At 53.8% G+C, this 22157-nt stretch carries 17 protein-coding genes; 10 read left to right on the forward strand and 7 right to left on the reverse strand.

Annotation, left to right across the window (positions count from 1 at the left end):
• Positions 1-238: 238 nt before the first annotated feature.
• The 9 genes from K9N21_05505 (at position 239) to K9N21_05545 (ending at position 11726) form a co-directional block, all read left to right on the forward strand.
• Complete coding sequence (locus K9N21_05505; protein MCF8143358.1) at positions 239-2071, forward strand: HAMP domain-containing protein; 1833 nt, start codon at positions 239-241, stop codon at positions 2069-2071.
• Positions 2068-3489, forward strand: coding sequence for a sigma-54 dependent transcriptional regulator (locus tag K9N21_05510; protein MCF8143359.1), 1422 nt, complete (start codon positions 2068-2070; stop codon positions 3487-3489). The genes K9N21_05505 and K9N21_05510 overlap by 4 nt, the downstream gene beginning before the upstream one ends.
• A complete protein-coding gene (locus K9N21_05515; GenBank protein MCF8143360.1) occupies positions 3486-4763 on the forward strand; it encodes an ABC transporter substrate-binding protein in 1278 nt (425 codons plus the stop codon). The genes K9N21_05510 and K9N21_05515 overlap by 4 nt, the downstream gene beginning before the upstream one ends.
• A 394-nt stretch (positions 4764-5157) precedes the next feature.
• Positions 5158-6438, forward strand: coding sequence for an ABC transporter substrate-binding protein (locus K9N21_05520; protein MCF8143361.1), 1281 nt, complete (start codon positions 5158-5160; stop codon positions 6436-6438).
• 32 nt (positions 6439-6470) lie between these two features.
• Positions 6471-7343 (forward strand): branched-chain amino acid ABC transporter permease, encoded by an 873-nt coding sequence (locus K9N21_05525; GenBank protein ID MCF8143362.1) that lies wholly within the window; start codon positions 6471-6473, stop codon positions 7341-7343.
• Positions 7344-7506: 163 nt separating this feature from the next.
• The gene (locus K9N21_05530; GenBank protein ID MCF8143363.1) at positions 7507-8430 is read left to right on the forward strand and encodes a branched-chain amino acid ABC transporter permease; all 924 of its coding nucleotides are present in this window, start codon (positions 7507-7509) and stop codon (positions 8428-8430) included.
• Positions 8409-9179 carry an ABC transporter ATP-binding protein gene (locus tag K9N21_05535; GenBank protein MCF8143364.1) on the forward strand — a complete coding sequence of 257 codons (771 nt, stop codon included), beginning with the start codon at positions 8409-8411 and terminating at the stop codon, positions 9177-9179. The genes K9N21_05530 and K9N21_05535 overlap by 22 nt, the downstream gene beginning before the upstream one ends.
• 92 nt (positions 9180-9271) lie before the next feature.
• Positions 9272-10018 carry an ATP-binding cassette domain-containing protein gene (locus tag K9N21_05540; protein ID MCF8143365.1) on the forward strand — a complete coding sequence of 249 codons (747 nt, stop codon included), beginning with the start codon at positions 9272-9274 and terminating at the stop codon, positions 10016-10018.
• Between the two features lie 64 nt (positions 10019-10082).
• Positions 10083-11726 (forward strand): acyl--CoA ligase, encoded by a 1644-nt coding sequence (locus K9N21_05545; protein ID MCF8143366.1) that lies wholly within the window; start codon positions 10083-10085, stop codon positions 11724-11726.
• 64 nt (positions 11727-11790) lie between these two features.
• On the opposite strand, the gene K9N21_05550 is transcribed toward K9N21_05545, so the two are convergent.
• The 7 genes from K9N21_05550 to K9N21_05580 form a co-directional block, all read right to left on the reverse strand.
• Entirely contained in the window at positions 11791-12594 is an 804-nt protein-coding gene (locus tag K9N21_05550) for an ABC transporter ATP-binding protein (GenBank protein MCF8143367.1), read from the reverse strand.
• Between the two features lie 100 nt (positions 12595-12694).
• Entirely contained in the window at positions 12695-13501 is an 807-nt protein-coding gene (locus tag K9N21_05555) for an ABC transporter ATP-binding protein (protein MCF8143368.1), read from the reverse strand.
• Between the two features lie 46 nt (positions 13502-13547).
• Positions 13548-15452, reverse strand: a complete 1905-nt coding sequence (locus K9N21_05560) for an AMP-binding protein (protein ID MCF8143369.1) — start codon at positions 15450-15452, stop codon at positions 13548-13550.
• 174 nt (positions 15453-15626) lie between these two features.
• Positions 15627-16805, reverse strand: coding sequence for an ABC transporter substrate-binding protein (locus tag K9N21_05565; GenBank protein ID MCF8143370.1), 1179 nt, complete (start codon positions 16803-16805; stop codon positions 15627-15629).
• 131 nt (positions 16806-16936) lie between these two features.
• Entirely contained in the window at positions 16937-17980 is a 1044-nt protein-coding gene (locus K9N21_05570) for a branched-chain amino acid ABC transporter permease (protein ID MCF8143371.1), read from the reverse strand.
• A 98-nt stretch (positions 17981-18078) separates the two neighbouring features.
• Positions 18079-18963: a branched-chain amino acid ABC transporter permease gene (locus K9N21_05575; GenBank protein ID MCF8143372.1), complete on the reverse strand. Its 885-nt coding sequence runs from the start codon at positions 18961-18963 to the stop codon at positions 18079-18081.
• A 155-nt stretch (positions 18964-19118) separates the two neighbouring features.
• Entirely contained in the window at positions 19119-20276 is a 1158-nt protein-coding gene (locus tag K9N21_05580; protein MCF8143373.1) for an acyl-CoA dehydrogenase family protein, read from the reverse strand.
• Positions 20277-20511: 235 nt separating this feature from the next.
• On the opposite strand from K9N21_05580, the gene K9N21_05585 reads away from it, so the two are divergent.
• Positions 20512-21975 carry a CoA-binding protein gene (locus K9N21_05585; GenBank protein ID MCF8143374.1) on the forward strand — a complete coding sequence of 488 codons (1464 nt, stop codon included), beginning with the start codon at positions 20512-20514 and terminating at the stop codon, positions 21973-21975.
• Positions 21976-22157 lie beyond the last annotated feature (182 nt).

A 22157-nucleotide genomic window follows, 5' to 3' on the forward strand; every position in this document is an offset into this window, starting at 1 on the left:
CATCTTCCTAACAGATCATTTTCTGCTCTGCAGGCCAGTCTTTTTTGTGATCCGGTCCTACGCGTCGCCAAACATTTTTGTTTACACCCTCGCCTGGTGATATTTTCATTGAACACGGGCGTTCTTGCGGGCAATTGACTCTCATCGGTAAAAAGGGTAGATATCCATATCCACTGAAAATCAATGGCTGGCCCTGCTGGCTTGAGTCCCGATAACCAGGGTGGGATGGAGGCGATGTTTGAGGATCCGCATTTCCATTTTCAGTAAATTGCTGATGTTCATTATCCCGATGGTATGCCTGCCTGTTGCGGTGGTTGGCTACTCATCCATTAAGGCATCCGTGGAAAGGGTCAACCGTCTGGTTCGCCAGGAACAAATGGTCCAGGTGGAGGCGGCAGCCAATAAGATAGATGATATTTTCTATAATTGCCGGGTGGATCTGACCACCATTTCGCGGTCTCCGGTCCTGGCTGAATATCATCTCGCCAGGTTGTTCCGTCTGGAGGCCGAAGCTGACTTCAATCGGGATAACCTTAGGAAATTGTTTGAAGATATTCTTGACCGCACCCCTTTTTATTCCGGAATACGGGTGTTGAACGAACATGGGGAGAAATTGATCGGCGTGGGGGGCCCCGGCGCCGTCGATCCCTTGGACAATCAAAGCCGGGAACTTTTTTTCGGAAAAACCGCGGGCATGAGACCGACAGACGTTCGTTTTTCAGAACTGATCCATTGCCGGGAACGGAAGGGCTTTATTGTCCATTGCAGCAAGGCATTCTTTACGGGTTGGAAGGAATTCGCCGGAGTTATTGTTATTGATGTTGATTTTGAAAGAATTACCCGTTTTATACGCTCCATCCGCGTGGGAGAAGAGGGATATTCATTCTTGATAGACCGTGAGGGAAAAACCCTGGCCCATCCTCTCTACGGGCCATACAAGTATGACGCCAGGGACGGTCCGGACGCAAGCCTGATCCATTTGTCCAAAGACATGGCCTCGGGTGACACCGGATGGAAGGAATACACGTTCCAGGGTCAAAAGAAGGTGGCGGCTTTTGCGCCCATTCCCACCATGAATTGGTCCATGGCCGTAACCATCCCCATTGAGGAATTCGGTAAGGAGGCCCAGGCCATCCGGACCAATGTTATTCAGTTGGTTGTGGTAACGCTCCTGATAACCCTTGTGGGGGCGTTTATCCTCTCATATCACCTTCTCAGGCCTGTACGCCGGTTGGTGACGGCCACGAACCGGCTGGCCTGCGGCGACCTGAACCAGGAAATTCCGGTGAAGTCCAGGGACGAATTGGGGGATTTGACCGGTTCCTTCAACCGCATGGTCAACAATCTTTCCCGGATACAAAAGGAGCTGGTGCGTTCGGAAAAACTCATTTCCCTTGGGCGACTGTCGGCCGGCGTGGCCCATGAGATTCGAAACCCGTTGAACGCAATGAAGGGCGCCATGGTGCATCTGGGACAAAAATGGGGGCATGAACCCCTGATACAGCAGTATACACAGTTGGTGGGCGAAGAGATTGATCGTTTGGACCGGGTGGTTTCGGAATTCTTGTATTTTTCCAAACAGGCCCCGCCCAAGTTGGAGGCCGTTGACATCAACGAAATCATTCTGGGAACCGAGGAGCTATTGGCCAGGGAGACGCAAAAAAGAGGCGTCATATTTCGAAATCTGTTGCAGCCGTCGCTGCCGTTGGTGCGGCTGGATACCCATCAGATGGAACAGGTTCTCCTTAATCTCTTTTTTAATGCCATGGATTCACTGACCCAGGGCGGTGAAATTGAAGTGGGTACGCTCGTCATGGAGATAGACAACGAAAAGAAGCTGCTGGTGGTGATCAAAGATAACGGCACAGGCATCAGAGACAAGAATCTAGCCAATGTCTTCGACCCATTCTTCACCACAAAGGAAGACGGTACGGGGCTGGGGCTTCCGCTCAGTCTCGGCATTGTTGAAGCTCATGGGGGGACCATTGAGCTGGACAGCCGGTGGGGTAGAGGGACCCAGGCGACCATCATTCTGCCGCTGACCAAAAACAAGGAGGACATCATAACGTGATTGCGCCGGAAAAGACCATCCTTGTGGTGGATGACAGAATAAACACGTTGAAGGTGTTGATGCTGTTTTTGGCCGATAAGGGCTATCGCGTTCTGAAGGCCTCCAGCGGCGAGGAAGCGTTGAGTGTCTTTAAGCAACACACGGATACGGATATCAATGTGGTGCTGGCGGATTTGAAAATGCCGGGGATGAGCGGATTGGAGCTTTACCGCTCCATGGTCCGGTACGGCCCCACGCCCCCTTTTGTCATTATGACCGCCTATGCCTCGGTGGAAACGGCGATTATGGCCCTTAAGGAGGGCGTAACGGATTATCTGATCAAGCCCCTCAATTATGAGGAGCTTCCCATCGTCTTATCCAATGCATGCCGGCAGGCGGAAATGAGCCTCGAACTGGCGTCGTTGCGGCGACAGGTCAAAAAGGAGAGCATGTTTCACGGAATTCTCGGCGCCGCTTCGGTCATGCGGGATATTTTTGAGATGGTGCGTACGGTGGGCCCTACGGACGCATCCGTGCTCATCACCGGAGAGACCGGCACCGGAAAGGAACTCCTGGCCAGGGCGCTCCATTCGGAGTCCGGACGACGGGCAAATCCTGTTGTGTGCATCAATTGCGCGGCCCTTACGGAAAGCCTTCTGGAGGCGGAGCTGTTCGGGCATGCAAAGGGGGCGTTCACAGGGGCCTTGGCGGACAGAACGGGCCGGCTTGAATCGGCTCATGAAGGGACCCTGTTTCTGGATGAAATCGGTCATATGTCCCTGGGCCTCCAATCCAAATTCTTGAGATTTTTACAGGACGGAATTTTTCAACCTGTTGGGGATCACAGGGAAAGAAAGGTCAATGTGCGGCTGGTGGCCGCCACCAATGTGGACCTTGAGGAGCAAATCGCTTCCGGCCGGTTCATGAGTGATTTGCTTTACCGTATCGAAGTTATCCCCATTCGTGTCCCCCCTCTCAGGGAGCGGATGGAAGACATTCCGCTCTTGGCCGAACATTTCGTGGCCCGGTACGCCAGAAGGTATTTGCGGGCAATGGAAGGGATATCCCCGGAGGCCATGGGAAGGCTTATGGACTACCACTGGCCTGGCAACATCCGGGAACTTGAAAACTGCCTGGCCCGGGCCGTTATTTTGTCCAAAAAGTCGTTCATTTCTCCGGAAGATCTTCCCAGAAAAATGGGAAAACCCAAGCCTGCCGGCGAAGAATTGTTCGGTGGCCAAATCCGGAAGGGTTCCTCCCAGGGTCCTACCCTCAGGGATATGGAGACGGATCTGATCATCAATACCTTGAAACGATGTCATGGCAACAAGACGCTGGCCGCCAAGATTCTTGGAATTTCACGGAAAGGGCTCTACGAAAAGATGACGCGGCTGGGGATCAGAAACACCATGGATTCCCGAAGGGAGATGCCCGAATGAGCCCCTCACGACGCATCATCGCCCTTTTTGTGACGGCGTTGTGTTGGATGGTGCCTGTTGCCGTAGACGGGAGCGGGGAGATCATCCTGGGCGCGCCCACCTCCTTGAAAAGCGTGGAAGGGTCCGAGAGTCTGCAGGCGGTCCGAATGGCCGTAGCGGAAATCAATGACGCTGGGGGCGTGAACATAGGCGGACGGACGCACAAATTCAGACTGGAACCCTTTGATCTCAAGGAGGTTGAGCCGGATTCCCCTACTGCCGAGGCCGTGGCGAGGCTTCGGGCATTCATAAAAGAGAAAAGGCCCCATGCCTTGGTCATAGGCCCCTTTCGTTCCGAGGTGCTTCTGGCTTCCATGGATTTTTTGGCTGAAGAAAAGATTCCCACCTTGGAATGTATCGCCATGTCTCCGGCGGTGGACGCCAAGGTCCTTACCCATCCCAAATACAGGTACATCTTTCGCATCGGTCTCAGCTCCAAATATCTCGTGGCGTATCTTATTCAAACCATGAAACTGATGAGACAGAAATTTGGTTTTGAAAAGGTGTTCATCCTGAATCAGGACGTGGCATGGGCCCGCTCCACGGCCTACCTGATGTTGAAACTGTACCTGGATGGGTCCGGATGGCGGGTTTTGGGGCAGGAGAACTTTCCTGCGGAAACAAGGGATTTCCGCAAGGCACTGGCCCGGGCAACAGCTGGCCGGGCCCAGGTTATCCTGGCGGTTTTTGACATGCCCACCAGCAAAAACCTAGTTATGGAGTGGCACGAGATGAAACCGCCAGCCTTGTTATGCGGCTTCATTTCACCGGCTTCCGGACCCGATGCCTGGACCGCTTTCCACGGCGGCCTGGAAGGGGTGATCAATGTCATATTTGAGTTGGGAAACCTCCCTTCATCCAAGTATCCTCCGGCCAAAGCCTTTTATGAGGCCTACAAAGCCAGGTATGGCCATCCCATTCAGGCGGGCCACGGACCGGCCCCAAGCTATGAATCGGTATATATTCTGGCTCAGGCCTTTAAGCGGGCCGGAACCCTGGACCCGGATCGGGTGGCAACAGCGCTGGAATTCACCGATCGAAAAGGGGTTATGGGACGCGTGGTTTTCCACAGAGGTCACCAGGCAATTTTCGGGCGGAATCCAGAACAAGAGGTCCTGGCCTGCGTGGTTCAATGGAAGGCACCCGGCAAACGGGTCATTGTTTACCCTCACCGCATCGCCGAGGGACAAATGACCCTTCCGTCCTTTATGGAATCCGCCGGGCATCCTCGCTGACAACGCGAACGTTACCTCTTTTCACACTCTTCATATTTCGTCACCTTTGGTAACATTTTATCGGCAGGATATTTAACCTGTGGATTATAATTTCATTTTTGTTTGTCTCAAACGTTCATGCCGCTTTCCTGCTGCCCGGTTGTAACCAATTCTTACACCCTCTACCCATTTCGCCACCAAGGCGTGGCCGCAATATATCATTTGATTTTAGCCAGTTGACATTGGCAGTGCTATGTGGCATATTCTTTGCTCTGTTTAAAAGATGATAGGGGGTGTTGGAGTAAATTCCATTCTTGTAGCATGGTGGCTTTCTGATAAAGAGGTGGTGGACTACTGGACAGTGCACCATATTTTCAGAAGGCGGGCGTGTTACCCAATCTCAAGGAGGAAATCCATGAAAAAAATAATCTGTTCTCTATCTGTTTTCCTGGCCTTGGTGTGTGTTCTGGCATCTCCGTTTATGACGGCCCATGCAGCCGACCCGATCGTCATTGGGGTTCCCACCTCAACAGGATTTGTAGAGGGAAAGGAAGGCCTTGCTGTGGTGGAAATGGCGGTTGAGGAAATCAATGCCAAAGGCGGCGTCACGGTCGGATCTGAGAAAAGGCTTTTCAAGGTGGAGTCCATAGACATACGTGATGCAGCCCCGGGCGTGCCGGTCCCTGAAGCCCTCCTGGGTCTGGAGAAGATCATCCTTGACAAGAAGCCGACAGCCTTGCTGATCGGGCCTTTCAGATCAGAGGCCCTCCTGGCCGGGATGGATATTCTCGCCAAGTACAAAGTCCCCATGTTGGGAACCATCGCCATGAGCCCTGCCTCAGAAGCAAAAATCAAGAAAGATCCGGATAAATATAAATACGTTTTCCGAACCTGCCTCAACGCCAAATACCTGGTCAAGTACCTTGTGGGCATCATGGCCTTCGTCAATAAGGAATTCGGGTTCAACAAGGTGTATATCATGAACCAGGATGTGGCGTGGGCCCGGGCCACGGCAGACCTCATCAGAAAGAACTATTTTGAAAAGGCCGGGTGGCAGGTGGTCGGCCACGAGGCCTATCCCACCGGGACGTTGGATTTTTCGTCGGCCATGATGAAAGTCCGGGCCGGGGGCGCTCAGGTGATCCTCCCCATATTTGACATGCCCCAGAGCGGGATCCTGGTTAAGCAGTGGAATGCCATGAAGGTGCCGGCATTACTGGCAGGGTTCATTTCTCCTTTGGCCGGGCCGGGGGCATGGAAGACGTTTGATCAGAAGATCGGCGGGGCCGTCAACTGCAACTTCGAGCTAGGAAGCGCCATGGGGTCTTCGAAGGTGCCCCAGTCAATGGATTTTCTCGCAGCGTACGAGAAAAAATACGGCAAACCGATGGAGGCGGGCCATGGACCGGCGCCGACCTATGAATCGGTTTACATCCTTGCCGAGGCCATTGAGCGGGCAGGGTCTCTCGATCCGGACGCCATTGCGGCCGAGATCGCGAAAACAGACCGTACCGGCGTCATGGGAAGAATTCGATTCGATGAGGGTCACCAGGCGATTTTCGATATGGATCCCAAGGAGTCGGCGGTGGCCTGCGTCTTTCAGTGGACGGACGATGGCAATCGCGTCAACGTGTTTCCAGAGGCGATTGCCGATGGAAACATTCAATTGCCGGCTGGGTTGAAACCAGCCAAATAGAGCGGACATCCTGGTAGGAAGGGGATTTCTTCGTGTTTCTGGGCACCTGTGTATACGCGCTGATCAACAGTGTGATCCTCCTGCTGATGGCCATCGGCTTCAACCTGACCTTCGGCATCAGCGGAGTGTCCAACTTTGCCTATGGGGCCTTTTATATCCTCTCGGCCTTTGTCACCTGGATGCTCATAAACTGGATTGGCATCCCCTATTTTCTATCGGCTGTCCTTTCGATTGTCTTCACGGCCTTTGTCGGGGCCGTCATGTACCGCTTCATTCTCATTCGTGTTCGCGGTCAGGTCCTGTCGGAGGTCATTGCGACCTTCGGCATCGGCCTGATCATCCTTGAGTTTTTTCGTTATCTGGGTTTTGTGGGGATTGAATACTCCCTTCCGGTGTTCATAGACCAGAGCTTTGTGATCGCCGGAACCTACGTCGATATGCAGCGGATTCTGATCGTGCTCTTCAGCATCGTCCTCATCCTCCTCCTGTGGCTTTTCATCCATCATACCTCAATCGGATTGGCGTTTCGCGGGATTGCTCAGGATGAACGGACGGCCCTGACCTTCGGTATTGATTCGGACTGGATCGCCATGCTCAGCGTGTCCATCGGGGGGGGGCTGGCTGCAATCGCTGCGACCGTTGTCGTTCCGTTGGGCACGATTTCGGTAAGCGAGGGCTACGATGTCCTCATCAATGCCCTGGCCGTTTGCATTATCGGTGGATTGGGGAGCACAGGCGGGGTGATCGTAGCCAGTCTTGTCGTCGGGTTCGCGCAACGGTTTACGGACACCTATATCGGTTCTCACTGGACCATGATCGTCAGTCTGGTGGCAATCTTCTTGGTACTGGTGATCAAGCCGTCGGGGCTTTATGGAAAGCAAAAGGAGCTGGAGGAAAGAATTTGATGCGGCGGATCACTTCGACCGGAATGACAGTTCTTCAAATTTGATGAGGAGTCGCACTCGCTTCAGGGAGTAAAGAGACAGGGTGAAAAAGCGAAAAGAAAGAATTGATCGGGGCATCAAGGTGAGGTCTGAGGATGTCTTTGCCCTCCTCTCATGGAAAGAGATGGTCTATCTTTCAGGGCCGAGACTTCTTCCCCTGATCGCTTGCGCCCTTTTGCCACTTGTTCTGGGCACTTACTGGCAGAGAGTGTTATTGTCAGTGGCGGTATTCGGCCTGCTGGCCATCAGCTGGGATATCCTTGCGCAGAGCAGCATGGTTTCCCTGGGACAGGCGCTTTTTTTCGGCATGGGTGCATACTGCTCCGGGGCGATGAACCATTACTGGGGCCTTTCCCCTTTCATCACCATCCCTCTGGCCACCATCATGGGAGGGGTTATCTGCACGACGCTTCTTCTCCCTGTTTTGCGGCTGCGGGGGATCTACTTTGCCATGGTTACCCTCATTATTCCGCTGATGCTGGTCCGGATCATTGAGGCCACCAAGATTTTAGGCGGAACCGAAGGGATCAGCGGGCTGACCCCGCTTCCCTCTCATTGGATCGAGTCGTATGTGAGCCTGGCCGCCCTCCTGGCCGCCCTTTTCGGGTTTCGAAGGCTCATGGATTCCGATTACGGTCTGGTGCTCAAAGGGATCAACGACAATGACCGATCGGTGATGAATGCGGGCATCAACATCTACTGGTTCAAGGCCCAGGCCCTGTTTTTGTCAAGCGCTGTCGGCGCCTTTGCCGGGGCAATGATGACCCATGTCTATATGTTTGTGGGAATGCCTGTCTTTGCCCTCGATTATTCCATCCTTCCTATCGCTGCGGTGGTTGTGGGGGGCGGGGGTTCACTTGCCGGCGCGGTTCTCGGGGCATTTATCCTGGTCCCGCTTTCCGAGGCCCTCAGGGCCTTGGGCGGATTAAGAATCGTTTTTTACGGCGCCTTTCTCGTTTTTTTCATCGTGGCCCTCCCTGAGGGGATCTTTCATTTCATCACCCGAAAGTATCATCAGTTCGAAAGATGGGTGGAGGTGGAAAAGTGAATGCCGCACCCTTATTGCAGGTGGTGGAGCTTTCCAAGTCCTTCGGCGGGGTGCAGGCCGTAAGCCGGGTCACCTTCGACCTCCACAAGGGCGAACTCCTCGGGATCATCGGCCCAAACGGATCCGGCAAGACAACTACCGTAAACCTTATCACGGGATTTGTGAAAGCGACCTCTGGGAGCGTCATCTACCAGGGCCGCGACATCACCAGCTGGGCCCCTCACAAGATCGTACGCTTAGGGATTGCCAGGACATTTCAAATGGTCAAGCCGTTTTACCAGCTCCCCGCATTTAAAAATATTATCATCCCCCTTTACTCCCCCCGGGTAAAGCAGCTTGTGGGCGGCAAGTACGGCGACAGGAGTGCGGTGGCCCTTGACCTGTTGGAAGAAGTCGGCTTTGAAAGGGATGCCCAGGTGGCTTACAAGGTGGCCAGCGTCCTCCCCCAGGGCTATCTGAAAAGGCTGGAACTGGCAAAGGCCATCGCCCTGCAGCCCGACCTCATCATCCTAGATGAGCTCTTTTCAGGGCTCAGCCTTGCCGAAGTGGCAAGCATTGTTCCTATCATCGAGAAACTCCTTGTCGCGGGAAAGACCATCATCATGATCGAGCACCGGCTTAAGGAGGTGTTCCGCATCGCTCATCGGGTGGTGGTCCTCAACTACGGGAGGCTGATCGCCAATGGTCCTTCCAAAGAGGTGATGGAGAATGAAGAGGTCAAGAAGGCCTACCTTGGCTCTGAGGACTAATAATTCAAGGGTGGAACCCGCGGATATGAAAGATGCCACCCGAACGATGTGTCTTTGCGTCGGCAGGGTTCTGTCGGTGAAACGGACTGACCATGCTTGAAGTTCAGAATCTCTTGGTTTTCTTCGAGAACGCCCTGGCGCTCAACGACTTTTCCATGAGCGTGAAGCAAGGCGAGATAGTGGGCGTCATCGGCTCCAACAGTGCCGGGAAAACGACCCTCATGAATACGCTTTCGGGCCTCATTATCGATATGGCTATCAAGGAACGAAGAAAGGGCGGGGAAAGAATCACGGTTTACGGACGCATTCTTTACCAGGGAGAGGAGATCACAACCACCCGGCCGAGCGATAGGGTCAGGAGGGGGATTGCCCTTGCCAGGGAGCGGCATCCTATATTTCCGGAAAGCAGCGTCATGGAAAACCTCAAGATCGCCGGTTACCTGCGGACCCGGTCGGAAATAAAAGAAGTGACCCAATATACCTTCAAGCTTTTTCCGGCCCTTGTCCCCCTTAAATCACGGAAAGCGGGATTCCTCAGCGGCGGAGAGCAGCAGATGCTCGCCATCGGCATGAGTCTTATGGTAAAGCCCAAGCTCCTCCTCCTGGACGAACCCCTGTTAGGCCTCAGCCCGATGATGCAAAAATCCCTGGTAACCGCCATCTGCAACCTTCAAAAGGAATCCGAGATCACGGTGCTCATCACTGAGCAGTTCGCACGGCCGGTCCTTCCCATCATTGACAGGGGGTATGTCATTGAAAACGGAATGTTGACCCTGTCCGGGACAGGGAAGGAGCTGATGGACAATCCCGAAATCAAGGCCGCCTATTTCGGGGTTTAACAAAGAGGCCTTCCAAGGAGACCTCAACCCGGCATCAAGTGACCTGAATGGATCGAATGGCCAAATGAGTAACAAGGAAGAAAACAACATCTATGCGGCGTTTGAGGCCGCTGCCGAAAGGCGAAGGCACCATCCTGCCGTCATTTACCTCGGTACCCGATATTCGTATCACCAGATCAAGGATCTGGCCGAGCGCTTTGCAGCCGCGCTCATCCATCTGGGTGTGAGTCCTGGGCAACGGATCGTTCTCTATATCCCGAACACAGTCCAGTGGGTGATAACATGGCTGGGTATCCAGCGGGCAGGCGCCGTGCCCGTACCCATCACGCCCATCTATACCCCCCATGACCTGCGTTATATCACGAACGACAGCGGGGCAGAAGCGATCGTGTGCGCAGACACCAACTTCGGATATGTAAAGCGGGTATTGCCTGAGACACAACTCAAGAATGTAATCGTCACCCGCATGGCCGACCTCCTGCCGTGGTGGAAGCGGGCCTTCGGCACCCTCTTCGATGTGCTTCCGAAAGGAAAGGCCACTCTCGGGGAAAACACCTATTTTCTGCGGACCCTCCTCAGCCAAAACCGGGGGGCGGGCGCAAAGCTCCCGCCATTGACCAGGGACGGGCGGGCCAGGTGCGAGATCCTTTACACCGGCGGCACAACAAAGTTTCCCAAAGGCGTTCCCTACACCCATGATCTTTTCCTGGTGTCCGTAGCCGAACAGATCACCGTGAGCAAGGATCTTGTCCCTTTAGAGGACAACATCGTATTTGGTAACGCCCCCCTTTTTCATATCCTCGGCCAGACATGCAGCCTGGGCTCCTTGTTTATGGGCGGCACCCTCATGCTCCAGCCCAAGGTGAACATCGACGCCACCTTTGAATCGATCGAACGGTTCAAGGCCACCTCCATGATCGGCGTTCCTACCCTGTACCGCATGATGCTGGAACACGACCGGCTCGACCAGTATGATCTTAGTTCCGTGGTTTACTGGTACAGTGCCGGCGATGTTCTTCCCGTAGAGGTGGGGAAACGGTGGCAGGAGAGGTTCGGCAGGATAATTTATCAAGGCTACGGCGCCACGGAAACCTGCGGCGGGGTCGCCATGTGCCCGACGAACATTACAAATCCCCCGAAGAGCGTCGGCCGCGTGGTGCCGAGCAAGCGGATCAAACTTGTGGATCCCGCTACCCTCGAGCCGGTGAAGCAGGGGGAACCGGGTGAACTCCTCGTCAATTCCGATCTCATGGTAACGAGCTATCTCAACAAACCGGAAGAAACCAAAGAGGCCTTTGTAGAAATCGAGGGGAGAAAATGGTACCGCACTGCGGACATCATGTCCATGGATGGAGAAGGAAATCTCTATTTCGTGGACCGCACCGTGGATACCATCAAGCACAAAGGCTATCGGATATCAGCCTCTGAAATCGAGGCGGTGCTTCAGGAACATCCCGCTGTGATCGGATCCTGTGTGGTGGGCATTCCGGATGAAAAGGTGGGTGAACGCATCAAGGCCTATGTGGTCCTGAAAACGGATGTCAAAGGAATCACGGGATACGATCTCATGAAATGGTGCCGGAAGCAGCTCGTTTCTTATAAAATACCACAGTACATCGAATTCAGAGACATGCTTCCCAAGTCAAAGGTGGGGAAACTCCTGCGTCGTGAGATTCGAAGCGAAGAGGACCGACGGGCACGGGGGTAGGGATCGACTTTGTTTCGTGCCCGGTGTGAACCAAGTCGTCCTCATGAGCGGGTATCTAGGGTATCTATGTCAGCCATCGCTTTCTTCTCTTGTAATGTTTGACGTCACGGTAGCTCTTTTTCTTTCCCACTTCCGTAAGACCCAGATAGAATTCCCTGACATCGGCATTTTCCTTGAGCTTTTCCACCGAATCATCCAAGACGATCCGGCCGTTTTCCATGACATACCCGTGGCTTGCAATGGAGAGTGCCAGACGGGCGTTCTGTTCCACCAGCAGGATGCTCACCCCCTCCTCCCTGTTGATCTGTTGAATGATCCTGAATATTTCAGAGACCAGCAGGGGAGAGAGACCCATGGACGGTTCGTCAAGGAGCATCAGGATGGGGGTGGACATGAGGCCCCTGCCGATCACCAGCATCTGTTGCTCTCCGCCGCTGATGTAGCCGGCCAGGACATTTTTTCGGGCCTTGAGCCTTGGGAAATAATCATAGACCATGCGCATGTGCGTTCGCATCAGGCCCCTTCCCTTGTTGGTGTGACCGCCTGCCATGAGGTTTTCGTCAACGGTCAGGTCCTCAAAGACCCTGCGACCCTCCATGACCTGAAATATTCCCATGCGTACGATCTCTTCCGGATATTTCCGGTCGATCCGTTGCCCCTGGAAATGGATGGACCCGTCGGTGACCTCGCCGTCCTCGGATTTCAGGAGCCCTGAAATCGCCTTGAGGGTGGTCGTCTTTCCCGCCCCGTTGTTTCCCAGGACCGTAACGATCTGTCCTTTATTGACCTGGAGGGACATTCCTTTCAGGACAAGGACCACATTATGGTAAATCACCTCGATATTGTTGACGACTAGCAGCGGTTCCATTAAGTGCTCTCTAACCGAAAAAGGGACCAGAGGGGCCCAAAGGACAAAAAAATTGATTTCGATGCCTCACGCCTGGCGCGCCTGATGCCTTACGCCGCTATCACGCACCCAACCTTGAGTAGGTAATGTCCTCTTCGCCCAGATAGGCCTTGATGACGTTTTCATCATGCCGGATCTCCTGGGGTTTGCCTTCCGCAATTTTCTGGCCGAAATCGAGGACGCAGATCCGGTCGGAGATGTCCATGACCACCCCCATGTCGTGCTCGATCAGGATGATGGTGACCCCCCAATCCTCGTTGATATCCAGGATAAAGCGGGCGATATCTTCGGTTTCCTCCAGGTTCATTCCGGTGGCAGGCTCATCCAGGAGGAGGACCCTCGGTTTCATGGCCAGGGCACGGGCCAGTTCCACACGCTTCTGGAGCCCATAAGGGAGGGCATGGACCACCTGTTTCCGGATGGGTTCGATTTCCAGGAGGTCTATGATTTTTTCTTCTATCTCTTTACGGAGTTCCATCTCCTCTTTTCGTGACTTTCCGTAATAAATCCCCCCGGAAAGGAACCCCGATCGCAAATGGACGTGCGCACCCAGCTTGATGTTGTCCAGAACCGTCATATGGGCAAAGAGTTCCACGTTCTGAAATGTACGTGCGATGCCCATTCCGGCAATCTTGTGCGGCTTCGTCCGGGAGATGTCCCGCCCTTCGAAAAGGATGCTCCCCCTTTCAGGATGGTAGAATCGATTGATACAGTTCAGGAGGCAGGTCTTGCCCGCACCATTGGGGCCGATAATGGAAAAGATCTCCCCCTTCCTGACACCGGTGGTCACCCCATTAAGCGCCATGAGGCCCCCGAAACTGAGGTGAATATCCTTAACTTGAAGCTGATATTCTTCGTTATTTTCCATTCAGGATTCGACGTTCGATGTTGAATGTTGGATGTCCATTTCTACTCTATTCACCGGGGTCCACCTGCTTGACCCTGACAGTGGTCTTCATGCGGAATCCCTTTCCATCCTGATATCGGATATCCGCTTCAATCTGCAGCTCTTCCTTGTCCCCATACAGGGCCTCGATCAGATCTTTATACCGCTCTGCAACGAATTTTCTTCTCACTTTGCGGGTTCGGGTCAATTCATCGTCATCCGCATCCAGTTCCTTGTAGAGAAGGACAAATTTCCTTATTTTGGCCACCTTTGGCAATGACTCATTGGTCTTGGCCACTTCCCGGGCAATCAGATCATAGGTTTCCTGCTTCTGGGAGATGTCTGTAAAGGTCGTATAAGGGATCTGGTTGTTCTCCGCCCATTTGCCCACGTTGGGCATATCGATGGCAATCATGGCCGTAATAAACGGGCGTTCCTGGCCGATGACCACGGCATCCAGGATGTAGGGACTGAACCTCAATTTATTTTCAATGAGCTGGGGCGAGAATTTGCTCCCGTCCGCCAGTTTCATCACATCGGACATCCGATCTATAATGATGATGTGGCCGTCCTCTTCGATAAGCGCTGCATCTCCCGAATGAAACCATCCTTCTCTGAGGGCCTCTGCAGTGGCCTCGGGGTTCTTGTAATACCCCTTAAAGATGGTGGGCCCCCGTGAGAGGAGTTCGCCGGTATCGGATACCTTAAATTCGATTCCAGGCAAGGGTTGTCCCACCGTGTCGAGACGGATGTCGTCCGTGCGATGGATGATGGAGGCAGCGGTCTGCTCGGTCATGCCGTAGGCCTGCTTGATGTTGACGCCGAGGGCCTGGAACATCTGAAAAATCTCCGGCCCCAGCGGGGCCCCACCGGTGTACACGTGTTTCAGCCTGGCAAGCCCCAGGTAGTTTTTGAGTGCACGAAACAGAAACAAATGCCCCAATCCATAGAGCAGCTTCCATTGAAAGGGGAGGGCCTTTTTCTTGAGTTTGAATTCGGACATCCGGTAGCCAACGGGAAGGAAAATCTTGTACGCCAGGCGTTTGATCCAGGCGGCATCCTGGATTTTGACCTGAATGTCCGAGCACATGCGCTCCCAGATTCGAGGTGGGGCCAGCATGATATGGGGGCCGATCTCCCGGATATTCTCGCGCACCGTTTCCACCTTTTCCGGAAAGTTGACTGTAAAGGCCTTATACAGTGACCAGTAGACGCCGAATTCCTGTTCCCCTATCCAGGGAAAGGGGAGGAAGGATACATACTCGAAGGTATCTTCTGCAGCATCCACATCGTCCTGGCCCTTGGCCACACTGTACATGTTCTTTTGGGTGATCATGCTCCCCTTCGGGACTCCGGTCGTTCCTGATGTGTAGTTGATCATGCCGACATCATCGGGGGTGATCTTACGCCACATTTCTTCGAAGAGGTGCGGTTCCTTTTCAAATAACTCGCGACCCTCTTTTTGAACATCCCTGAAATAGAGAAGGATCGGGTCATCATAGCGACGCATCCCCTTTGGATCATCCACGATCACCCTTTGAACCAGGGGGCATTTCTCTTTGATGTCCAGGATCTTATCGGCCTGTTCCTGATCGCCCGCCACGGCAAAAACGGCGTCTGAATGATTCAGGATGTATTCCACCTGGTCCAGATTGCTGTCGGGATAGATCCCCACAATCGTCCCACCCAGGGACTGGGCCGCCAGTTCTGAATAAAGTCCCTCGGGCCGGTTGTCCCCGGCATAGGCGAGCTTGTCCCCCGGCTTGAAGCCCAGACAGTGGAGTCCAAGGGCGAAATCCCGCACGTTTTCGTAATACCCCCTCCAGGTGACCGGTTGCCAGATCCCGTATTCTTTCTCCCGGATGGCCACACGGGAATCGCCGTATGTCTGGGCGTTCCGATGCAACAGGGCTGGAAGCGTTAGTATGTCCATAAAAGCAATCTCATGATCCAAGATTCTCCTGTCCTGTGCGGTTTCAAGGACAGGAGAATCATTGAAATGGACCGGTTATGCAAAAGGCTTAACTCCAAAGAATTAATACACCAGGGCTTAAAACCGGCTAAGGAGTTTACCCGTCAGGGTTTTATTGTAAGCTGAGCGGTTACCTCAATCCAGCGTCATCCAGTCGGAAATCGGATCAAACTGCATGGTCTTTGAATTGCCCCGCACGATCCTTCCCACGGGGATGCTGTTGTTCTTCATGGTCACCGGGGGCATGAGACCGCCCACGTCAAAACCCTTGATGGACTGGAGGGCCTTGGCAAGACTGGTCCCGTCGATGGCGCCGGTTTTGGCCGCAATCCGGTAGGCTTCAATGATGAGTTGCGTCCCCATGAAGACCTGCATGTAGGCCTGAGAACGATATGCGGCTGTTTTTGGGTGATGCTTTTCAGTCCAGGCACGGATCTTTTGGATCATCGGGTTTTCATCCTGGTAGTAATAGGAATAGGCTGTGACGCCCACATATTCATCGGCCATGGGTCCCAGTTGGTCCAGCAGGTGTTTCTCGGTTGACCAGAAGGTCCCCATAAACTGGGCCTTCAATCCGTAATCTTTGGCCTGTTTCATCACCGCGGTAATCGGCGTGGTGACAAACCCCTGGAAAATGCAGTAGTCCACCTTTTTCCGCTTCATATCCAGAACCTGGGTGGAGATATCAACGCCCCCTACCTTGGCAACCTCCTCAGCAACCAGGTTGAGACCCAGCTTTTTGCAGATCTCTCGGCCCGCCGGGATGGGTTCACGCCCGAACTCGGTGTCGCTGTAAAAAAAGGCGATATTGGCCCCGGGTTTCTGCTCGGAGATGTATTTCAACAGAATACCGAACTGCTCCACATAGGTGGGTCCGGGAAGAAACAGGTATGGGTTCTTCGCAGGGTCGGCGGCAATTTCGGCAAAGGTATAGGCAGAATACAGTACTTTGTAACGGTCCTTGATCTCCGGTCCCAGTGCCTCGGTCATGCCCGTGCTCTGTCCCCACATGGCCTGGGGTTTGTGCTGTGCATAAAGACGCTTGAAGGCGGCAATGCCCACGTCATTTTTGTATTCCCCATCGGCCCAGAAATATTTGATCTTCTTTCCGTTGACCCCTCCTGCCTCATTGGCCATGGCGACAGCATCTTCCATGGCATCCGCGCCGTGAATGCCTGCAAAGGCAAAACGGCCCGTGAATGGGTGGACCCCACAGATGATGGGTTCCTCATCCTGGGCCATGGCCGTGTTGATGCTCAGACCTCCCAACGTCACCATGATACAGAAAAGCAAAGCGCCAATTTTTTTCATCATGATTCCCCCCTTTGCATAATTGGATGGTTGATTCCCCCTATCTGAAATAAATGCTGGTTCACCTCCTTTCACAAATTTGGCAGAAATTCTCCAAGCGTCGGTCCCAGACTCTCTTTACCAACCCGGCCTGCCTAATAAGAAAACGGCCACAGCCTGAAAAACACCTTTATCCGGTTCCAGATTTCAGCCAGGCCCCTCGGCTCGAAGATCAGAAAAAGGACAATGAGAAGACCAAAAATCACCTCTTTCATGGGGACAAAGATTTCTTCATACCCAGGGGCACTGGCCTTTACGACCTCTGACAGATAGTTGAGGAATTCAGGCGTTAAGGTGATGAATATGGCGCCAAAGATAGAGCCCAAAACACTCCCCAGTCCCCCAACGATGATCATGGCCAGGTACTGAATGCTCAGGATGAAAGGGAAATGATCCGGCGTCACCACCTTGAGAAAGGTCATCCACAGGGCGCCGGCCACGCCTGCATAAAAAGAGCTGATGGCAAAGGAACTGAGCTTATACCTGAAAAGATTGATCCCGATGATCTCAGCCGAAAGATCCCGGTCCCGGATGGCGATGAAGGCCCTTCCGGTTCGCGAACGAATCAGGTTCCTGGCATAGCCGACAGCGAGCACCACAAAAACGAGGGTAATCCAGTAGAAATCCCTTTCGGTCTTAAATTCGAAGCCGGCGATGGTCGGGGGAGGGATGTGAATGCCGGTGATTCCCTTGGTCATGGATTCCCACCGGGTGAAGATGAACTCGAAAATAAACTGGGCCGCGAGGGTGGCAATGCAGAGATAGAGACCTTTCACGCGAAGTGAAGGTATGCCGATAATTAATCCGGCCAAGGCAGCCACAAGCCCTGCACAGGGAATCGACAGCCAGAAGGAAAACCCCAGGCGGGTAACCAGGATGGCCGAGGTATAGGCCCCCACGCCCAGGAAGGCGGCATGGCCCAGGGAGATCTGTCCGGTAAAGCCGGTGAGGAGATTCAGGCCGATGGCCCCGATGATGGCGAAGCCGACCATATTGGCCACATAGAGGATGTAGGCGTTGGCCAGAAAGGGCAAGCCCAGAAGAAACAGAAAGAGGAGACACAACCAGAATTTCACAAAAAGAGACTGAAAAATCGCCTCGTCCTGGATATAGGTTTCTTTAAAATCTCCGCACCGCATCGTTTAAAAACACTCTCCTTGGCTGTTCATCCTTGGTTTCGGGTCATACACGGTCCGGCAGGATCTTTCCGTCGTTTCAATCGTCAACCGTCAATTCCTCAGACCCTTTCAATGAGCTGCTTGCCGAACAGGCCATAGGGCCGAATCATGAGAATGAGTACCAGGATAAAGAAAGGCGCCACGTCTTTGGCCCCTCCCCCTACCAGCGGATCGATATAAAGGCCTGTCAGATTTTCCAGTATTCCGATGATGAAACCCGCCAGGACGGCCCCCCCGATGCTGTCGAGGCCCCCCAGAATAATGACGGCCAGTACCTTCAGCCCGATATCGCCCATGTATACGCTGATGCCGCTGATGTTCCCGATGACAATCCCTCCGATTACTGCTGCCATGGCTCCGAAACACCAGGCAATGGCAAAGACCCATCGGACGCTGATGCCCATGGAAAGGGCCGCCTGCTGGTCGCTGGCCACGGCCCGCATGGCAACGCCGGTGCGGGAAAACTTGAAGATAAGGAGGAATGCAGTGGTTGCGATAATGGCGAAGACAAAGCCCCACAAGAGCCCGGACGGGACCACGGCAAAGTTGAGATCCAGGGGCTCGGGGGGAAAGATTTCAGGAAAATTTCGGAACGTGGGCGTCCAGACCATATACATCAGGCCTCTGAGGATAACGCCGAGACCGATGGTGATCATGATGACGGATATTATGGGCTCTCCGATAAGCGGCCTTAGAATAAGCCGTTCCACCAGGATGCCGAGGACGATGGCTGCCGCAAGCGTCAGAAGAAGGGCCAGGGAAAAAGGAACCTTGACCTGGGTCAGCACCGTAAAACAGATAAATGCGCCGAGGGTCATGAACTCCCCCATGGCCAGGTTAAGGACGCTGGTCGCCTTATAGATAAGGACAAATCCGAGCGCTATCAGGCCGTATAAGCCGCCCGTTGCAAATCCCGTGATGATGACCTGGATCAGGATATCCATTTGAAAAAGGTCCCTCGCGGTTCATGATGATACGTCGGCCCCTGTTTAAGGGGGGAATCAATCACATGGATCACCCATGTCGCAGCTTATTACCATTCATCTGTCGGGTGTGTCAACAAATTTCGGTGAATGACATTCAGAAAACTGTGCCGGCTTCAGAGGGTGCTCGATATCACGACCTTTTGAATCTGGCTGGTCCCCTCATAGATCTGGGTGATTTTCGCATCCCGCATCATCCTCTCCACCGGGTATTCCTTGATATAGCCGTATCCTCCCAGGAGCTGAACCGCGTCGGTGGTGACCTTCATGGCGGTCTCAGCAGCAAAGAGTTTGGCCATGGCCGAATACCGGATGAGGTCTTTTGAGAGCCGGTCCAGATTTTTGGGTAGCTTTTCAAAAAGGGCGGCGGCCTTGTAGGTCAACTGCCTGGCCGCCTCCACCTGGGTGGCCATATCGGCCATCATCCATTGAAGGCCCTGAAATGAAAAAAGCGGTTTGCCGAACTGGGTCCTCTCTTTGGTGTACTGAATGGCGTAATCCATTGCCCCCTGGGCAATTCCAACAGCCTGAACCGCAACCGGGATACGGGTCAGGTCAAGAGTCTTCATGAGAATGGCAAACCCCATCCCCTCCCCGGCCAATATGTTTTCCGCCGGGACCCGCACGTCCTCCAGGATGATCTCCACAGTAGAAGATCCGCGAATGCCCATCTTGTTTTCGTGCTTGCCGATGCTGAACCCGGGGGTTCCCTTTTCCACCACAAATATGCTCGTACCCTTTGTTCCGGGGGCGGACGGATCGGTCCTTGCCGCAATGCACACGAGATCCGCCACATCCGCGTGGGAGATAAACATCTTGGTGCCGTTGATCACATAATCGTCCCCGTCCCTGATCGCCCGGGTTCGGAGCCCGGAGACATCTGATCCGGCGTTCGGTTCGGTAAGGCCGAAGGCCACCAGGTGTTCGCCCGAGGCCAGCTTGGGGAAATATTTCTCCTTTTGTGGGTCGGTTCCGGCAATCATGATGGGCGTGGTGCCCAGCTCATGGACAAGTAGTATGACCGATGTGGATGCGCAGACCTTGGCGATCTCCTCGATAATCAGGCAGAGGGAGAACAGACCCATTTCAGCGCCGCCGTATTGCTCAGGGAAATCAGCCCCGAACAGGCCGTTGTCCCGCAGGACCTCCACCATGTCCCAGGCGAATTTCCCCTCCTCATCCCGCTTTTCAGCCCCCGGCGCAATCTGCTCTCTTGCGATGCGCGCCACGGTATCCTTTAGCATCTGTTGTTCTTCTGTAAGATCGTATGACATGTCTCGCTCCTTTTCAAAAGGTCTTTGCTTCCTGCTCATGCCCAGTCAAAATCCATGTGTCCCTTTATAAAGACCGGTGAAGGGTCATTATCCCTTTTTGGATGTTTTGTCAATACCCGAGGCGCAATCCCTTGACACCGTGGCTCCCCTATCTTATGGTCCAGCATTCTGAAAAAAATCGTGCCCGAGCCGTGATAAACGGTCAAAAAGGCGGGTGTCTTGGAAAGGAATCGACATGATCAAATTCATTGAAGAGAGTCCGTTGTATGAGATCGCCAATCCCAAAAGTATTGCATTTTTTGGAGCTTCCAACAACATCACCGCCATGGGAACCAATCTCCTTTTATCATTGCAGGCCGCGGGTTTTGAAGGCCCTGTCTACCCGGTTCACTACAAGGAGTCTCAGGTGCTGGGCCTGAAGGCCTACCCCAGTGTCCTCGATCTGCCGGATGTCCCTGACCTGGCGGTGATAGTGCTTCCCACCCGGATTGTGAACGCTGAAATCGAGGCGTGCGGCCAAAAAGGGATTCGGAGGGCGATCATCGTTTCCGGCGGGTTTAAAGAGCTTGGAGGGGAGGGGATTGCCCTTGAGAGGGAATTGGTGGAGATCGCCCGTCGATACGGCATTCGTGTTCTGGGCCCGAATTGTCTCGGCGTAGCCAACCTTCACCGGCAGGTAAATACCACCTTTATCCCCTATGAAGGGCCGGCCGGGTTTATCGGTCTGGCATCTCAAAGCGGGAGCCTTGTTACCCAGATGTTTGATTATCTTGCCAGGATGGGCCTGGGATTCAGTACGGCCTTCAGCGTGGGAAATGAAGCGGATCTCGACCTGATTGATGCCATGGAATATCTGGCGGTTTGTCCCCATACAAAGGTCGTCGCCCTCTATATAGAGGGAATCCGGCGGGGCAGGGAGTTCGTTGAAGCCGCCCGCTCCATCATCCCCCATAAGCCGGTAGTGGCCCTTTATGTGGGCGGATCCGAGACAGGGAAACACGCCGGTTTTTCTCATACCGGGGCCCTGGCAGGCCCGGATGAGCTGTATGAAGGGATATTCAGGCAGAGCGGGATCATACGTGCCCGGTCGGTTACCGAATTATTCGATTTCTGTTGGGTGTTGGGAAGCCAGCCCCTCCCCAAGGGGCCGAGGGTGGTGATTCAGACCCATTCAGGCGGGCCGGGGGCCGCAGCTGCCGACGCCTGCGGCAGGGCAGGTCTGAATCTCCCTTCACTTTCAGACAAGACGGTGAAGGAGCTGGCACCCTTTGTACCTCGTACCGGGAGCGTCGGCAATCCGGTCGATCTTACCTTTACCAAGAATCCTAATGACTTTTATTCGAGTATTCCGGAGATTCTTATCCGGGAAGACCGGGCCGATACCCTCCTCATCTATTTTCTTACCCCGGCTCAGGTGGTCAAAAGGGCCCTCGTGCAGATGGGGTTGCCCCCGGAACAGGTTGCCGATCAGGTCCTGACCCTTATGGACGAACAGTGCAGCGCTGTTGCGCGCCTGGCACAGACAAGGGATAAACCGCTTGTGGGGTTTACCTTTCGCAGTCCCGACGACCCATCCATCCGAGGGCTTATGGACCGGGGCGTCCCTGTCTTTCCGGGACCTGAACGTGCGGCCCGGGCCGTTTCGGCCATGGTGACGTATGGGAAGCGACGAGATGATTGGGAAAAGGATATCAAGTGAAAGGGGCTTGAAGGGCAATCGAAACGCAAGGCCAGAATAAAGGTCAGGGTGTGAAACCTTAAATAATTTATTTTGACATTGCTTGAAAATACTGGTATCTAAAATACTTTTCCCTAAAGAAACGTTTGGGAATGTGTCCGACCCCCTGGAGGGTACATCTCTCCAGGATTGCAACTCTTTTA

This window comes from Deltaproteobacteria bacterium, assembly GCA_021737785.1.
In the GTDB taxonomy this organism is placed as follows: Bacteria; Desulfobacterota; DSM-4660; order Desulfatiglandales; family Desulfatiglandaceae; genus AUK324.

Excerpts from the sequence above, each read along its gene's own strand:
- K9N21_05515 (MCF8143360.1), top strand. The coding sequence starts at position 3,486 with ATGAGCCCCTCACGACGCATCATCGCCCTTTTTGTGACGGCGTTGTGT.
- K9N21_05520 (MCF8143361.1), top strand. The coding sequence starts at position 5,158 with ATGAAAAAAATAATCTGTTCTCTATCTGTTTTCCTGGCCTTGGTGTGT.
- K9N21_05530 (MCF8143363.1), top strand. The coding sequence starts at position 7,507 with ATGGTCTATCTTTCAGGGCCGAGACTTCTTCCCCTGATCGCTTGCGCC.
- K9N21_05535 (MCF8143364.1), top strand. The coding sequence starts at position 8,409 with ATGGGTGGAGGTGGAAAAGTGAATGCCGCACCCTTATTGCAGGTGGTG.
- K9N21_05540 (MCF8143365.1), top strand. The coding sequence starts at position 9,272 with ATGCTTGAAGTTCAGAATCTCTTGGTTTTCTTCGAGAACGCCCTGGCG.
- K9N21_05545 (MCF8143366.1), top strand. The coding sequence starts at position 10,083 with ATGAGTAACAAGGAAGAAAACAACATCTATGCGGCGTTTGAGGCCGCT.
- K9N21_05550 (MCF8143367.1), bottom strand. The coding sequence starts at position 12,594 with ATGGAACCGCTGCTAGTCGTCAACAATATCGAGGTGATTTACCATAAT.
- K9N21_05555 (MCF8143368.1), bottom strand. The coding sequence starts at position 13,501 with ATGGAAAATAACGAAGAATATCAGCTTCAAGTTAAGGATATTCACCTC.
- K9N21_05560 (MCF8143369.1), bottom strand. The coding sequence starts at position 15,452 with ATGGACATACTAACGCTTCCAGCCCTGTTGCATCGGAACGCCCAGACA.
- K9N21_05565 (MCF8143370.1), bottom strand. The coding sequence starts at position 16,805 with ATGATGAAAAAAATTGGCGCTTTGCTTTTCTGTATCATGGTGACGTTG.
- K9N21_05570 (MCF8143371.1), bottom strand. The coding sequence starts at position 17,980 with ATGCGGTGCGGAGATTTTAAAGAAACCTATATCCAGGACGAGGCGATT.
- K9N21_05575 (MCF8143372.1), bottom strand. The coding sequence starts at position 18,963 with ATGGATATCCTGATCCAGGTCATCATCACGGGATTTGCAACGGGCGGC.
- K9N21_05580 (MCF8143373.1), bottom strand. The coding sequence starts at position 20,276 with ATGTCATACGATCTTACAGAAGAACAACAGATGCTAAAGGATACCGTG.
- K9N21_05585 (MCF8143374.1), top strand. The coding sequence starts at position 20,512 with ATGATCAAATTCATTGAAGAGAGTCCGTTGTATGAGATCGCCAATCCC.